At 75.0% G+C, this 13217-nt stretch carries 13 protein-coding genes and 1 pseudogene; 8 read left to right on the top strand and 6 right to left on the bottom strand.

Features of this window, described 5'->3' with window-relative positions:
- Positions 1 to 95: 95 nt before the first annotated feature.
- Positions 96 to 902 (bottom strand): putative protein N(5)-glutamine methyltransferase, encoded by an 807-nt coding sequence (locus J7I94_RS29155; RefSeq protein ID WP_215171765.1) that lies wholly within the window; start codon positions 900 to 902, stop codon positions 96 to 98.
- Between the two features lie 222 nt (positions 903 to 1124).
- On the opposite strand from J7I94_RS29155, the gene J7I94_RS29150 reads away from it, so the two are divergent.
- The 5 genes from J7I94_RS29150 to J7I94_RS29130 all read left to right on the top strand — a co-directional run bounded on the left by J7I94_RS29150 (position 1125) and on the right by J7I94_RS29130 (position 5072).
- A complete protein-coding gene (locus tag J7I94_RS29150) occupies positions 1125 to 1613 on the top strand; it encodes a MarR family winged helix-turn-helix transcriptional regulator (RefSeq protein WP_308114739.1) in 489 nt (162 codons plus the stop codon).
- 83 nt (positions 1614 to 1696) lie between these two features.
- Complete coding sequence (locus J7I94_RS29145) at positions 1697 to 2302, top strand: sulfite oxidase-like oxidoreductase (protein ID WP_215171763.1); 606 nt, start codon at positions 1697 to 1699, stop codon at positions 2300 to 2302.
- Entirely contained in the window at positions 2295 to 3059 is a 765-nt protein-coding gene (locus tag J7I94_RS29140; RefSeq protein WP_308114737.1) for a ferredoxin reductase, read from the top strand. Before J7I94_RS29145 ends, J7I94_RS29140 begins: the two co-directional genes overlap by 8 nt.
- Before the next feature lie 248 nt (positions 3060 to 3307).
- Positions 3308 to 3892: a hypothetical protein gene (locus J7I94_RS29135; protein WP_215171761.1), complete on the top strand. Its 585-nt coding sequence runs from the start codon at positions 3308 to 3310 to the stop codon at positions 3890 to 3892.
- A 211-nt stretch (positions 3893 to 4103) separates the two neighbouring features.
- The gene (locus J7I94_RS29130) at positions 4104 to 5072 is read left to right on the top strand and encodes an acetylxylan esterase (protein ID WP_215171759.1); all 969 of its coding nucleotides are present in this window, start codon (positions 4104 to 4106) and stop codon (positions 5070 to 5072) included.
- Positions 5073 to 5075: 3 nt separating this feature from the next.
- Here the strand turns inward: J7I94_RS29130 and J7I94_RS29125 are convergent, their stop codons facing one another.
- The gene (locus J7I94_RS29125; protein WP_215171757.1) at positions 5076 to 5798 is read right to left on the bottom strand and encodes a class I SAM-dependent methyltransferase; all 723 of its coding nucleotides are present in this window, start codon (positions 5796 to 5798) and stop codon (positions 5076 to 5078) included.
- 290 nt (positions 5799 to 6088) lie between these two features.
- Between J7I94_RS29125 and rho the strand changes: the two genes are divergently transcribed.
- Positions 6089 to 7231, top strand: coding sequence for a transcription termination factor Rho (gene rho / locus J7I94_RS29120; RefSeq protein ID WP_215171755.1), 1143 nt, complete (start codon positions 6089 to 6091; stop codon positions 7229 to 7231).
- Positions 7232 to 7339: 108 nt separating this feature from the next.
- Positions 7340 to 8179: pseudogene (locus tag J7I94_RS29115) on the top strand (D-alanyl-D-alanine carboxypeptidase family protein); the annotation flags it as partial.
- A gap of 59 nt (positions 8180 to 8238) precedes the next feature.
- On the opposite strand, the gene J7I94_RS39285 reads toward J7I94_RS29115, so the two are convergent.
- Both J7I94_RS39285 and mptB read right to left on the bottom strand, forming a co-directional pair.
- The gene (locus J7I94_RS39285; protein ID WP_306522559.1) at positions 8239 to 9621 is read right to left on the bottom strand and encodes a glycosyltransferase family 87 protein; all 1383 of its coding nucleotides are present in this window, start codon (positions 9619 to 9621) and stop codon (positions 8239 to 8241) included.
- Positions 9618 to 11027 carry a polyprenol phosphomannose-dependent alpha 1,6 mannosyltransferase MptB gene (gene mptB, locus J7I94_RS29110; RefSeq protein WP_374198435.1) on the bottom strand — a complete coding sequence of 470 codons (1410 nt, stop codon included), beginning with the start codon at positions 11025 to 11027 and terminating at the stop codon, positions 9618 to 9620. Before mptB ends, J7I94_RS39285 begins: the two co-directional genes overlap by 4 nt.
- A gap of 209 nt (positions 11028 to 11236) precedes the next feature.
- Between mptB and J7I94_RS29105 the strand changes: the two genes are divergently transcribed.
- Positions 11237 to 12307 (top strand): acyl-CoA desaturase, encoded by a 1071-nt coding sequence (locus J7I94_RS29105; protein WP_215171751.1) that lies wholly within the window; start codon positions 11237 to 11239, stop codon positions 12305 to 12307.
- Positions 12308 to 12323: 16 nt separating this feature from the next.
- Here J7I94_RS29105 and crcB read toward each other — a convergent pair whose 3' ends face one another.
- Both crcB and J7I94_RS29095 read right to left on the bottom strand, forming a co-directional pair.
- Entirely contained in the window at positions 12324 to 12698 is a 375-nt protein-coding gene (gene crcB / locus J7I94_RS29100; protein ID WP_215171748.1) for a fluoride efflux transporter CrcB, read from the bottom strand.
- Entirely contained in the window at positions 12695 to 13159 is a 465-nt protein-coding gene (locus J7I94_RS29095) for a CrcB family protein (protein ID WP_215171746.1), read from the bottom strand. The genes crcB and J7I94_RS29095 overlap by 4 nt, the downstream gene beginning before the upstream one ends.
- Positions 13160 to 13217 lie beyond the last annotated feature (58 nt).

Here is a 13217-nt window from a genome sequence, read left to right as displayed (position 1 = left end):
GTCATGTACAGACCAACCTCGGCCCCGGCCACCCCTGCTCCACCCCTACCGCCCCCCCTACCACCGCCCTGCCGCCTCCGTGAGCGGGTGCGCGGCTAGCCCCGCACCCCCATCACCACATGGGCGTACAGCTCCTCGGACACCGCCAGCCGGGCCGTCAGACCGGCGCGGGTGAGGACGTCGAGGGCGGCGGGGGCCTGGCGTTCGCTCGTCTCGGCCAGGAGGCAGCCGCCGGGGGCGAGCCAGCGCCCGGCACCCTCGGCGACCCGGCGCAGCACGTCGAGCCCGTCGGCACCGCCGTCCAGGGCGAGCGGGGGCTCGTGGTCGCGGGCCTCGGCGGGCAGCAGGGGAACCTCCGCGGTAGGGACGTACGGCACGTTGGCCGCGAGGAGGTCGACGCGGCCCCGCAGCGCGGCGGGCAGCGCCTCGAACAGGTCCCCCGCGTACACCCGGCCGCCGGCCGCGGCGAGGTTGCGGCGGGCGCAGCGCACCGCGGCCGGGTCGATGTCGGCGGCGTGCACCTCCGGGGCGTCGAGCCCGGCGGCCAGGGCGGCGCCGACCGCGCCCGAGCCGCAGCACAGGTCGACGACGACGGAGGCGTCCGGGGCGTGCGCCAGGGCCTGGCCGACGAGGAACTCGGTGCGGCGGCGGGGGACGAAGACACCGGGTTCCACGGCTATCCGCAGACCGCGGAACTCGGCCCAGCCGACGACGAGTTCGAGCGGAAGGCCGGTGACACGGAGGTCCACCAGGGCGCTGATCTCGTCAGGGGTGCGGGCGGCGGAGAGGATCAGCTCCGCCTCGTCCTCGGCGAAGACACAGCCCGCGGCGCGCAGCGCGGCCACGATCCGGTCACGGGAGGGAGGAAGGGCGGGAGAGGAAGGAGAAGACGGTGAGGACATGAAGGACGAGAAGCCTTTCGGGTACCGAAGGGCGCTCTCGCGGTCACCTGCCGGGGGTGACCCGGCTGCCGAGAGATGAGAACGCCCGCGCCGACACAGCGGTGATGGGTCCCACCTCCTCGGTCCACGACGGCCGGGACGGTCCGCGGCCGTCGGTCACACTACCCCACCGGCACCCTTTATCAAGTTGTATGATGCAACCAAGTAAGTGGAGGAGGTCCCGTGACAGCACCCGACAGGCCCGAGGAGACGACCCCCGCTTCCGGGGCGGGCGAAGCCGAGGAGATCATCCACCGGGAGCTGACGGCCTTCGCCCGGCGGGCCCGCGCCTCGGCGGGCCGTATGCATCCCGAGCTGTCGCTGGTGTCGTACACCCTGCTCGGGCACCTGGAGGAGCGGGACGGCTGCCGGGCCACGGACCTGGCCGCGCACTACGCGCTGGACAAGTCCACCGTCAGCCGCCAGGTGGCCGCCCTGGAACGGACCGGCCTCGTCGAGCGGCGCCCGGACCCCGACGACGCCCGGGTGCAGGTCCTGCACCTGACGGAAGCGGGCCGGCGCATCCTGGCCCAGGTCACCGAGAGCCGCCGTACGGCGTTCCGGGAACGTCTCGCGGACTGGCCGGAGGAGGACCTCGTCCGGTTCGCCCGCTACCTGGCGCGGTACAACGCGTGGCCCGCGCCCCACCGGCGTCCCGGCCCGGACACGTAGTCCCCTGCCCCGGCCCCGTACTGTGGAGGACTTCCGTACGGTTCGCACGCCGCCGCCCCCGGCGGCCCGAAAGGCACCACCGCATGAACATCACCCGAGGCTTCACCGGACGCCCGCGCGCCGTCCGTCCGGGGCTGCCGCCCGGCCAGTACGACGCGCGCGACGACTGGCCCGTGCTGTCCGCCGAGGTCACCCCCGACCTGGCCGCCGCCGACTGGTCCTTCCGCGTCGGCGGACTGGTGGCCGAGCCCCGCGTCTGGAGCTGGGATCAGGCCCATGAGCTGCCCGAAGCGGCGTACGAGGGTGACATCCACTGTGTGACGGGCTGGTCGAAGTTCGGGATGCGGTTCGAGGGCGTGTCCCTGGACGCCTTCCTGGCGGCGGCCGGTCCGCTGCCGTCCGCCACGCACGCCGTGGCCTACGCGCACACCGGCTACACGGCGAACCTGCCGCTCGCCGACCTGACGGGCGGGCGCGCCTGGATCGTCTGGTCGTCCGACGGCCGGCCGCTCGCCCCCGAGCACGGCGGGCCGGCCCGGCTGATCGTGCCCCACCTGTACTTCTGGAAGAGCGTGAAGTGGGTCGCGGGCCTGGAACTGCTCGACCACGAGGAGCCGGGCTTCTGGGAGGGCAACGGCTACCACGCGCGCGGCAACCCGTGGGAGGAACAGAGGTACTCCGGTGACTGAGCAGGCCGTCTCCCCCGTGCCGCGCACGCGGTTCGCCGTGCCCGGGCGGATCGCCGTGGACGAGCAGGTCGCGGCCCGCTGGCAGACCGCCACGCTCACCGAGATCCGCCGGGAGACGCCGCGCGCGGCCACGTTCCGGTTCGCGGTGCCCGGCTGGGCCGGTCATCTGCCCGGTCAGCACCTGCTGCTGCGGCTCACCGCCGAGGACGGGTACACGGCCCAGCGCCACTACTCCCTGGCCTCGGCGCCGGACGGCTCCGGGCACATCGAGCTGACCCTGGACCGGGTGGCGGACGGCGAGGTCTCCGGCTGGTTCCACACGGTGGCCCGGCCCGGTGACCAGGTGGCGGTGCGCGGACCGCTGAGCGGGTTCTTCGCCTGGCCGGGCGACCGGCCCGCGCTGCTGATCGGCGCCGGTTCCGGCGTCGTACCGCTGATGTCGATGGTGCGGCACCACCGGGCGCGGAACCTGTCGGTGCCGCTGCGGCTGGTGGTGTCCGCGCGCAGTCCCGAGGACCTGCTCTACGCGCGGGAGTACGGCGCGGAGACGACGCGGGTGTTCACCCGGTCCGCGCCGCAGGGGACGCCCGTGGGCCGGCTGACGGCCGCGCACCTGGCGCCGCTGCTGGCCGAGCGGCCGGCCGGTGGCTGGGAGGCGTACGTGTGCGGGTCCAACTCCTTCGCCGAGCACGCCTCGCGGCTGCTGGTGGCGTCCGGGCAGCCGGTCGACCGGATCCGTATCGAGCGCTTCGGCTGAGCCGCACCCCGAAGAACGCCGCCTGTGCTTTCCGGCCGCGTTTTCCCGTCCCGCGGCTGGGCACCTGAGCGGCGGCGCGGAGCGGCCGTCCGGCGTGGCGGGCGGCGCGGTGAGCGGGACCGGCCGGACGGGGTACCAGAACCGTACGGGTACTCGTACGCGGGCGGGACGCCGAGGGACCGGCGGCCCGGGAAGCCGTGCGGCCGGCCGTCCGGTCCTCCGGCCGCGGCGACGGCGAGGAGGACGAGATGCGAACCCGGGTGCGCGGCTGGCGCTGGCGGCGCAATCCGCTGCGGCGCCGGTCGGACGTGATCGAGGCGTGGACGGTCCTGGTCGTGGCCGTACTGCTGCTGGTGGGAGCCCCGGCGCTGGGAGCGGCCACGGCGTGGTGGGCGCACGGCCAGGCGCGGGCGGTCGCCGCCGAGCAGCGGGCCGAGCGCCGGCAGGTACGCGCCGAGGTGGTCGGCACGACCCCCGAGACGCTGCCGTCGGTGCAGTCCGGCGGGCAGCACTCCTACCGGGCCACCGTGCGCTGGAGCGAACCGGGCGAGGCACCGCGGACCACCTCTGCACGGCTGCCGGCCGAGACCCGGCGCGGCGAGACCGTGACCGTGTGGCTCGACACGCGGGGCCGGGGCGTGCCGCCGCCGGCCGACGGTGCCACGGTCTGGCGGCACGCGGCCACCATGGGCGCGTGCGCCACGGCGGGCTCGGCGGCGGTGGTCCTCCTGGGGCACTGCGCGGTACGCCGGGTGGCGCTGCGGCACCGGCTGGCGGAGTGGGACCGCGCCTGGGCCCGCGCCGAACCTCAGTGGTCGCACCGCGACGCCTGATCCGATCACCTTCCCCATCGAGGTCCCCCTCCCGGCACGTCGGATTCCCGCAGGAAGCGCGTGACCAGCGGAGATACCTGACGCCAGTCCTCCTGCAGCGGCGTCGGCGAGGGCAGTTTTCGGCCAGGATCTGGCGAGTCCTCCGATCACTCACGTACGGTGTGATCATCCGGACGGTCCGGCGCCGTCCCTCACCCAAAGGCGGTTCTCGATGGCCCTGTTCGACCTTCCGCTCGACGAACTACGCGACTACCGCAGCGCGGCGCCCGAGCCGGAGGACTTCGACGCGTTCTGGAGCAAGACGCTCCAGGAGTCCCGCGAACACGACCTGGACGCCCGCTTCGAGCCGGTCGACACGGGGCTGACCACGGTACGGACGTACGACGTGACGTTCGCCGGGTTCGGCGGCCACCCGGTGAAGGGCTGGCTGAACCTGCCCGCCGACGCCGAGGAGCCGCTGCCGCTGGTCGTCGAGTACATCGGCTACGGCGGCGGACGCGGCCTGCCGCACGAGCACCTGCTGTGGGCCGCCACCGGCCGGGCGCACTTCGTGATGGACACCCGCGGCCAGGGCAGCGGCTGGGGCGGCGGAGGCGGTACGGCCGATCCCGTCGGCGGCGCCCCCGCGTACCCGGGGTTCATGACCAAGGGCATAGACGCGCCGGAGAACTACTACTACCGCCGGGTGTACACGGACGCGGTGCGCGCCGTCGAGGCGGCCCGCTCGCACCCGCTGACCGACGCCGCGCGCACCGTCGTCCTCGGCGCCAGCCAGGGCGGCGGCATCACCGTCGCCGTGGGCGGTCTGGTGCCGGACCTGACGGCGGTCGCGCCCGACGTGCCGTTCCTGTGCGACTTCCCGCGCGCGACCACGCTCACCGACCGGCACCCCTACCGGGAGATCGGCCTGTACCTGAAGACGCACCGGGGCCGCGCCCAGGACGTCCGGCGGACGCTGTCCTACTTCGACGGGGTGCACTTCGCGGCCCGCGGCCGGGCCCCCGCGCTGTTCTCGGCGGCGCTGGAGGACATGACCTGCCCGCCCTCGACGGTGTTCGCGGCCTTCAACGCCTGGGCCCACGAGGACAAGGACATCGAGGTCTACGAGTTCAACGACCACGAGGGCGGCGGTCCCTTCCAGGAGGCCGCCAAGGTGCGCTGGCTGAGCGGCCGGCTCTGACCGTCAGGGTCTGCGGGCGGTGACCAGGCGGGCGCGCGGAGCGCCGTCGGGCCGCCGCCCGGAGCCCGGCAGGGGCCGCAGGTCGACCTGGAACCCGGCCCGGACCAGTTCCCGGCGCACGTCGCCGAGCCGGAAGGTCCGGTAGTACATGACGAACGGCGGTCGCCACACGGCGTTGCGCACCCGCATCGCCGCGTCGAAGCCGAGCAGCGCCCAGTAGGCCCGGGAGCCCGGCCGCGGCGGTGCTCCGAGCGGGAAGGCGAAGCAGCCGCCCGGCCGCAGCGCGGAGTACACCTGGTCGAACAGTCCCGGCAGTTCCCGGGGCAGGAAGTGGCCGAACGCGCCGAAGCTCACCACGAGGTCGAACGCCTCGGTGAACGGCAGGGCGCGGGCGTCGGCGCGGACCCAGGAGACCGTCGGCCCGGCGGGGCGGACCGGCCGCCGGGCCACCTCCAGCATGCCCGCGCTGAAGTCGACGCCCGTGGCGCTCCCGCGGCACAGGCGGGCCAGGACGTCCATGCCCGCGCCGGTGCCGCAGCACAGGTCCAGGCCCGCCTCGAAGGGGCCCAGCGGCAGCAGCGCGGAGGCCACGGCGTCGAGCACCCGTTGTGAGGTGCGGTACGGGGTGTGGTCGAACTTCGGGGCCAGCAGGTCGTAGCCGTGCTCGACCGACGACAGTGCCTGGACGGCGAGTTCACGCAGGGTGGGAGCCTCGGGGCGGGACATCGGGTCAGCCTAGCGGTGCCTCGCCGGTAGTGGTACGATGTACTCAGCACACGTGCACGCCTCCCTTTCCTGCGAGGCGCCGGTGCCGTTCTTCTCTCGGTTCGCCGAGACCTCCCGTCCGTTCCGTTCGGAGCGTCGGCTTTTCCACACCACCCCGCGAGCGGGTCCTCCCGTCGTCGCCGAGGTGCTGTTTCCCGCCGTCCGCAGGCATGCCCTCTGGGCCCGGCCCGCACGGCCTCTCCCCCCTCCCCACGCGCTCGTCTCGTTCACCGTCCTCGAAAGGACCCCTCATGACCACCACGATCGAACACCCTCCCGTCCAGCAGGCCCCGGCCGAGACCGTCAGCGGCGTCCTCGACCTGGACACGGGCGGCAAGGGCCACCTGCGCACCGCCGGTCTGCTGCCCACCCCCGCGGACGTGCAGCTCCCCACCGCGCTGATCCGCCGGTACGGACTGCGCAAGGGCGATCTCGTCGAAGGCGTACACGGCGACCGGCGCACCCTGACCGACGTCGTCCGGATCAACGGCCGTACCCCGCAACGGCCGGCCGCGCGCCGGCACTTCGCCGATCTGACGCCGCTCCACCCGCACCAGCGGCTGCGCCTCGAACACCCGGCGGCGGGTCTCGCCGGACGCGTCCTGGACCTGCTGGCCCCGGTCGGGAAGGGGCAGCGCGGTCTGCTCGTGGCCCCGCCGAAGACCGGCAAGACCGTACTCCTCCAGCAGATCGCGGCCGCCGTGACCGGCAACCACCCCGAGTGCCGGCTGATGGTCCTGCTGCTCGACGAGCGGCCCGAGGAGGTCACCGACATGCGGCGCTCGGTGCGTGGCGAGGTCTACGCCTCGACCTTCGACCGGACGCCCAAGCAGCACATCGCCCTGGCCGAGCTGGTGATCGAACGGGCCAAACGGCTCGTCGAGGCCGGTGAGGACGTCGTCGTCCTGCTCGACTCGCTGACCCGGCTGTGCCGGGCGCACAACAACGCCGCCGGTCCGGGCGGCCGCACCCTCAGCGGCGGTGTCGACGCGGGCTCGCTGACCGGACCCAAGCGCTTCTTCGGCGCCGCCCGGCAGGCCGAGGAGGGCGGCTCGCTCACCATCCTCGCCACCGCGCTGGTGGAGACCGGTTCCCGGGCCGACGAGTTCTTCTTCGAGGAGCTCAAGAGCACCGGCAACATGGAACTGCGGCTGAGCCGTGAGCCGGCCTCCCGCCGCCTCTTCCCGGCCGTGGACATCGACGGCTCCGGCACCCGGCGGGAGGAACTGCTGCTGTCCCCGGCCGAGTTGACGGCCGTGGCGGGGCTGCGGCGGGCGCTGCGTTCGCGGGACGGACACGGCGGCCTGGAGACGCTCATCGAGCGCATGCGCGAGACGCCGGACAACGCCGCCTTCCTGCGCCGCGTCCAGCCGACGCTGCCCGCCACCGGCTGACGGTCCGCCGCTCCTCACCTCGCCGCCCGTGCGGCATCCGGGTGCCAGTCCCCGGCCACTCGGCCCTGGCAGCGGGGCGCCGGGCCGACCCATTCCTACGTTTGCGGTATGACTATCGGATTCTCATCCCGGCTGGCCCTGTCCGGATGCGCACTCTGCGCGTTGGGGCTGCTGGCCCTGGCGCCCGCCGCGGCGGCGGTCCGCACCCGGCCGCCGGACCCCGGCCCGGCCGCCGGACCCCGGGCGGTGGCACCGCAGCCGGGCCTGCTGTACCGCTCCGGCACCCAGGTCCGCCCGCGCCCCGGGGCGCCGGGGCTCCCCGATGTCTCCGGTCTGTCCTGGGTGGTGGCCGACGCCGGCAGCGGCGATGTGCTGGCCGCGCACGACGCGCACCGCAGGCTGCCGCCCGCCTCCACCCTGAAGACGCTGTTCGCCCTCACGGTGCTGCCCGTGCTGCCGGGCGGCATCCGCCACGAGGTGCGTCCCGAGGAACTGGCCCGGGTCGGCCCCGGCAGCAGCCTGGTCGGGGTCGCCGAGGGGCGTACCTACCGGGTCGCCGACCTGTGGAACGGGGTGTTCCTCAACTCCGGCAACGACGCCGTGCACGTGCTGGCCGCGCTCAGCGGCGGCTGGCGCGAGGCGGCCGCCCGGATGCAGGCCAAGGCCCGCGCGCTGGGCGCCCGCGACACGGAGGTGCGCTCGCCCGACGGCTATGACGCGCCGGGCCAGGTCTCGTCCGCCTTCGACCTGACGCTGTTCGGCCGGGCGGGGCTGCGCAACCCGGAGTTCGCCCGGTACTGCGCCCGGGCCGCTGCCCTCTTCCCGGGCGGCGGCGGAGACGTGTACCCGATCGAGAACACCAACCGGCTGCTGACCGGCGCGGACGGGGTCGCCGCGTACCCGGGGCTGGTCGGCGTCAAGAACGGCTACACCAGCGGCGCCGGGCACACCCTCGTCGCCGCCGCCCGGCGCGACGGACGGACCCTGCTGGTGACGGTGATGAACCCTCAGGAAGGCGGCGCCTTCGCCGTGTACGAGGAGGCGCGCTCGCTGCTGGACTGGGGGTTCGCGTCGGCCGGGCGGGTCGATCCGGTGGGCTCGCTGGACGCCCCCCGCGCGCGGTCGCGGCCGGGACCGGAGCCGTCGGCCGAACCGGTCGCGGTGGCGGCGCCGGCCGAGGACGGGCCGGGCTGGGCGGAGACCGGGGCGGTCACGGCCGCGGCCGGGTTCGGCGCGGGCGCGGTGGCGCTGGTGCTGCGGCGGGTGGCGGGCCGTCCGGGCGAGGAATGACCGGCCGGCAGCGCCAGCAGCAGGCCGAGGGTGATCCAGACGTAGGCGTTGCCGCCGAGGAAGCCGGCCACGCCCGAGGCGTCGTCGGTCCACAGCCACACCACGCTGGTGCACAGCACCGCGTACAGGGCGCCCGCGACGCGCGGGTGTCCGGTGCGCAGCAGCACCGCGAAGGACGGCAGCAGCCACACCAGGTGGTGCACCCAGGTGACCGGGCTGACCAGGCACGCGGCCAGTCCGGTCAGGGCGAAGGCCGCCGTCCAGTCCGCCGCGGCCAGCGCCCGCCGGGTCCGCCGGGCCCACACGCCGAGGACCAGCAGCACCGCCGCCGCCCACACCGCCCGGTCCAATTCGCCGAGTCTGGCCAGCACCCCTTGGAGGGACTGGTTGGAGACGTAGTCGAGGCGGCCGACGCGGGTGGTGTCCCACATCGCGTGGGTCCAGTAGAAGCGGGAGGCGTCCGGCACCGCCCAGGCGGCCAGCGCGGTCGCCCCGGCGGCCACGGCCGTCGCGACCCCGGCCGCCCGCCAGCGCCGGGCGAGCAGCAGCAGGCCGATGAAGAGCGCGGGGGTGAGCTTGACGGCCGCGGCGAGGCCGATGCCGACACCCGCCCACCGTCCGCGCCCGGTGGCCAGCAGCCATCCGTCGGTGAGCACGAGGGCCAGCAGGATCAGGTTGACCTGGCCGAAGCTGACGGTGTCGCGCAGCGGCTCGAACAGGGCGAGCAGGCAGACGGTCAGGGCCCAGCCGTAGACGCCCGGCCGCCGCCGGGCGCCGTCCGCCAGGATGCGCAGCACCGCCGTGAGGGCGATCAGGTCCAGCAGCAGACAGACGACGACCGCGGCGGACAGGCCGAGCAGCGCCATCGGCAGCATGGCGAGGGCCGCGAACGGCGGGTAGGTGAAGCCGTACGCCGTGCCGGGCACCCGGTAGTCGTAGATCCGGCCGCCGTGGTGGATCCAGCTGTCCACGGTGCCGTGGTAGACGCGCAGGTCGAACCAGTCGCGCAGCAGGGGCACCGTCGCGGTGAAGACGGTCACGGCGGCGGCCAGGGCCAGGACCAGGACCAGCCGGCCGCGGTCGGTGGACGGCTGCCTCATCCGACCGGGTCCAGCGCCGGGGCCGGCCTGGCCTGCCGGAACTGGTGGGCCTGCCACAGCACGACCGCGGCGAGGACGCCGCCGCACACGGCCAGGGCCAGCTGGCCCGCGTCCGCCGGTCCGCCGCCGGGCAGGGTGGCCAGGGCCAGCACCCCGGCCACGGCCGCCGCGCGGTGCCGTACGGGGGCGGGCGCGGCGGCGGCGATCAGATAGAGGCCCCACAGGGCGTACCAGGGGCGGATCGCCGGGCCGAGGGCGGCGACGACGGCGAGGCTGAGGCCCACGGCGTACACCGGGCGGTGCCGCAGCCGGAGCCAGACCACGAGTACGGCGACGGCGGCACACGCCAGGCCGAGGGTGTGCCAGGCGGGGACGGCCAGGTGGGCGAGGCCGCTGCCGACGCCCTCCAGGAGGTCGCGGGTGGCGCTGCCGAGGAGGGTCGTCAGGGCCCAGTTGCCGGTCGAGACGGGGGTGTCGAGGGCGGCGGTCCAGCCGTATCCGGTGCCGGTCACGGCGGTGGCGGCGACGGTGGTGGCCGCGGCCGTGAGGGCGGTCGTCAGCAGGGCGCGCGCCGGGCGGCGGCCCGCGCGGATCCGGAGGACGACGACGGCGGCGAGCCCCAGCGCGGCGGGCGCCTTGACCAGGGCGGCCAGAGTGACCAGCGCGGCCCCGGCGGCGGGCCACCGGCCCAGCGCGGCGACCAGGCCGGCGCCGAGCAGCCCGAGCATGACGGCGTCGTTGTGGGCGCCGGCCACCAGGTGGAGCAGGACCAGCGGGTTGAGCGCGCCGAGCCACAGCGCGGCGGCCGGGTCGGCGCCGCTGTGCCGGGCGAGCCGGGCCAGGGCGAGCGCCATCAGCGCGACGCCGGCCAGCGCGACCAGCCGCATCCCGGCGACGCCCGCCTGGAGTTCGCCGCGGGTCAGGGCGGACAGGAGGGCGGAGACGCCGATGAACACCGGCCCGTACGGGGCGCTGGTGTGCTGCCACAGCGGCGCGACCTCGTCGGCGAGCGGTCCGCCGAGGCGGGCCGGGCCGTGGGTGTACACGTCGATGCCCGCGTCGGCCATGGCGCCCTGCGCGAGGTAGCTGTAGACGTCCCGGCTGAACAGCGGCGGGGCGAGCAGCAGCGGTGCCGACCAGAGCGCCAGGACCAGCAGCAGGGCGCGCGGCGCCGGCGGCTCGGGGCCGCTCACCAGACGTCCGAGCAGGGCCCAGGCCGCGATCAGCAGGACGATGCCGAAGTAGACGGCGACCAGGCCGAGGGCGGCGCCACCGGAGGCGGGGGCGAGCAGCTCCCGCACGGGCAGGGCACCGGCCGTCTCACCGCCCGTCGCGAGGGCGGCGGTACCGGCCAGGCCGAGCAACCGGCAGCGGCGGAGGTCGGCGGAGAGGACGACGGGCAGCACGCGGGCAGCATGTCGGCGCCGGGTGGCCGGGAATCGACGCGCCGCCCTCCGCCCGGGGGACTGCGGGTGACCGCCGGGCGATCCCGCCCCGGTGGCCGCGGTGCCGCCGGGGGTGGGGGCAGCCCCACCCCCGCCCGGGGGTGAGCACCGTCCGGGCTCGGGGGCCAACATCATTCTGCTGCCGCGTGGCCGTTCACATACTGAAGTACATGGTCGATCCGACGGCGCCCACGACGGTGCGCACAGACAACACGTCCATACGCCGGCCCGCGCGGGACCGGGAACGGGGCAGTGATTTCGCCGAACTCTCCCGCCGTATCACCGATGCGGGACTGCTGCGGCGGCGCCCGCTGTACTACACGGTGCGTTTCGGTGCGGTGGGAGCCGCGCTCGCGGGGTGCGTGGCGGCGTTCCTGGCGCTGGGTGACAGCTGGGGGCAGATGTTCGTCGCCGTCGCCCTGGCCGTCGTCTTCGGCCAGCTCGGACTGGCCGCCCACGACCTCGCCCACCGCCAGGTGTTCTCCCGCCGGCGCCCCAGCGAGGCCGGCGGTCTGCTCACCGCCGACCTGCTGCTCGGCATGAGTTACGGCTGGTGGATGAACAAGCACACGCGCCATCACGCCCATCCCAACCACGAGGAGAAGGACCCGGACGTCTCCCCCGACATCCTGGTCTGGAGCCGGCGGCAGGCGCGGCAGGCCGAGGGGATCGCGCGGTTCGTCGGGAAGCACCAGGCCGCGCTGTTCTTCCCGCTGCTGACCCTCGAAGGCCTCAACCTGAGTTTCAACAGCTTCAAGGCGCTGCGCGGTCCGTCCATGAAGCGGCCGGTGCTGGAGGGCACGCTGCTGGTCGCTCACTTCGCGCTGTACTTCGGCGGGCTGTTCACGGTCCTCTCCCCCGGCAAGGCGCTCGTCTTCGTCGCCGTCCACCAGGGCCTGTTCGGGGTCTACCTGGGCTCGGTCTTCGCGCCCAACCACAAGGGCATGCCGATGATCGAGGAGGGCACGCGCCTGGACTTCCTGCGCCGTCAGGTGCTCACCTCCCGCAACGTCCGGGGCGGAGCGTTCATCGACGCGCTGATGGGCGGCCTCAACTACCAGATCGAGCACCACCTGTTCCCCAGCATGCCGACGCCCGCCCTGGCCCGGGCGCAGGACATCACCGAGCGGTACTGCGCCGAACTGGGCGTCCCCTACCACCAGACGGGGCTGCTCGCCTCGCACCGGGAGGCGCTGCGGCACATGCGCGCCGTCGGAGAGCCGCTGCGCGCCGCCCGGTGACCGGCGGGGGCGGGGCTCAGCCCCAGAGGGCCCGGCCCAGGGCGACGCCCGCGAACGCCGCGCCGACGCCGGCCGCCACGCTGAGCAGCACATTGCCGACGGCGTGCCGGCCGTCCCCGGCCTCCGCCAGCCGCAGCGTCTCGTACGAGAAGGTCGAGTACGTGGTGAGGGCGCCGCACAGGCCGGTGCCGAGCAGCAGTTGGAGGCGGGGGCCCGCCGCGCCCGTGAGGGCCGCGCCGGTGAGCAGGCCGAGGATCAGCGAGCCGGCGACGTTGACCAGGAAGGTGCCCCAGGGCAGGGCCGAGCCGTACCGGGCGCGCACCGTGCGGTCGGTGAGGTAGCGGAGCGGGGCGCCCACCATGGCGCCCGCTACGACGAGCAGCCAGTTCACGAGGACCGCCCGCCCGTCACCGTCAGGACCCGGCGGGTCGCCGAGGCGGCGAGCCAGACCGCGGTGAGCGCCGCGAGCGGGGTGGCGGCGAGGTAGGCCAGGGCGACGGGCAGGTGCCCGGTCCCGGCCAGCTGCCGGAAGTCGACGGTGAACGTCGAGAAGGTGGTGAAGCCGCCGAGCACCCCGGTGCCGAAGAAGGGCCGCAGCAGGCGGTGGACGGGCCACACGTCGGTGACGGTCATGAACACGCCGATCACGGCGCAGCCGGCCACGTTGACCCAGAAGACGGTCCAGGGAAAGCCGCCGGTCCCGGCCGGCCAGCCCAGGGTGGCCGCGTAACGGGCGGCGGCTCCGGTGCCCCCGCCGAGCGCCACGGCGGCGAGCACGGGCAGCTGGCTCCGGACGGGCCGGGGTGGGGCGGCGGGAGGCGCGGCGGCGCTCTCGGTCTCGGGTGCGGTCATGAGGGGCTGGTCATGAGGTGGTGCGTCTTCCTACTCGCCGGCATGGATGCCTTCGTGC

The organism is Streptomyces sp. ISL-12, assembly GCF_018614415.1.
Classification (GTDB): Bacteria; Actinomycetota; Actinomycetes; order Streptomycetales; family Streptomycetaceae; genus Streptomyces.
Note: the sequence above shows the minus strand (reverse complement) of the source record. Positions and strands in the feature narration are given on the sequence as shown.

What these genes read in the sequence shown, in the direction of transcription:
- J7I94_RS29155 (WP_215171765.1), bottom strand. Translation starts at nt 902, where the DNA reads ATGTCCTCACCGTCTTCTCCTTCCTCTCCCGCCCTTCCTCCCTCCCGT.
- J7I94_RS29145 (WP_215171763.1), top strand. Translation starts at nt 1,697, where the DNA reads ATGAACATCACCCGAGGCTTCACCGGACGCCCGCGCGCCGTCCGTCCG.
- J7I94_RS29135 (WP_215171761.1), top strand. Translation starts at nt 3,308, where the DNA reads ATGCGAACCCGGGTGCGCGGCTGGCGCTGGCGGCGCAATCCGCTGCGG.
- J7I94_RS29130 (WP_215171759.1), top strand. Translation starts at nt 4,104, where the DNA reads ATGGCCCTGTTCGACCTTCCGCTCGACGAACTACGCGACTACCGCAGC.
- J7I94_RS29125 (WP_215171757.1), bottom strand. Translation starts at nt 5,798, where the DNA reads ATGTCCCGCCCCGAGGCTCCCACCCTGCGTGAACTCGCCGTCCAGGCA.
- rho (WP_215171755.1), top strand. Translation starts at nt 6,089, where the DNA reads ATGACCACCACGATCGAACACCCTCCCGTCCAGCAGGCCCCGGCCGAG.
- J7I94_RS39285 (WP_306522559.1), bottom strand. Translation starts at nt 9,621, where the DNA reads ATGAGGCAGCCGTCCACCGACCGCGGCCGGCTGGTCCTGGTCCTGGCC.
- J7I94_RS29105 (WP_215171751.1), top strand. Translation starts at nt 11,237, where the DNA reads ATGGTCGATCCGACGGCGCCCACGACGGTGCGCACAGACAACACGTCC.
- J7I94_RS29095 (WP_215171746.1), bottom strand. Translation starts at nt 13,159, where the DNA reads ATGACCGCACCCGAGACCGAGAGCGCCGCCGCGCCTCCCGCCGCCCCA.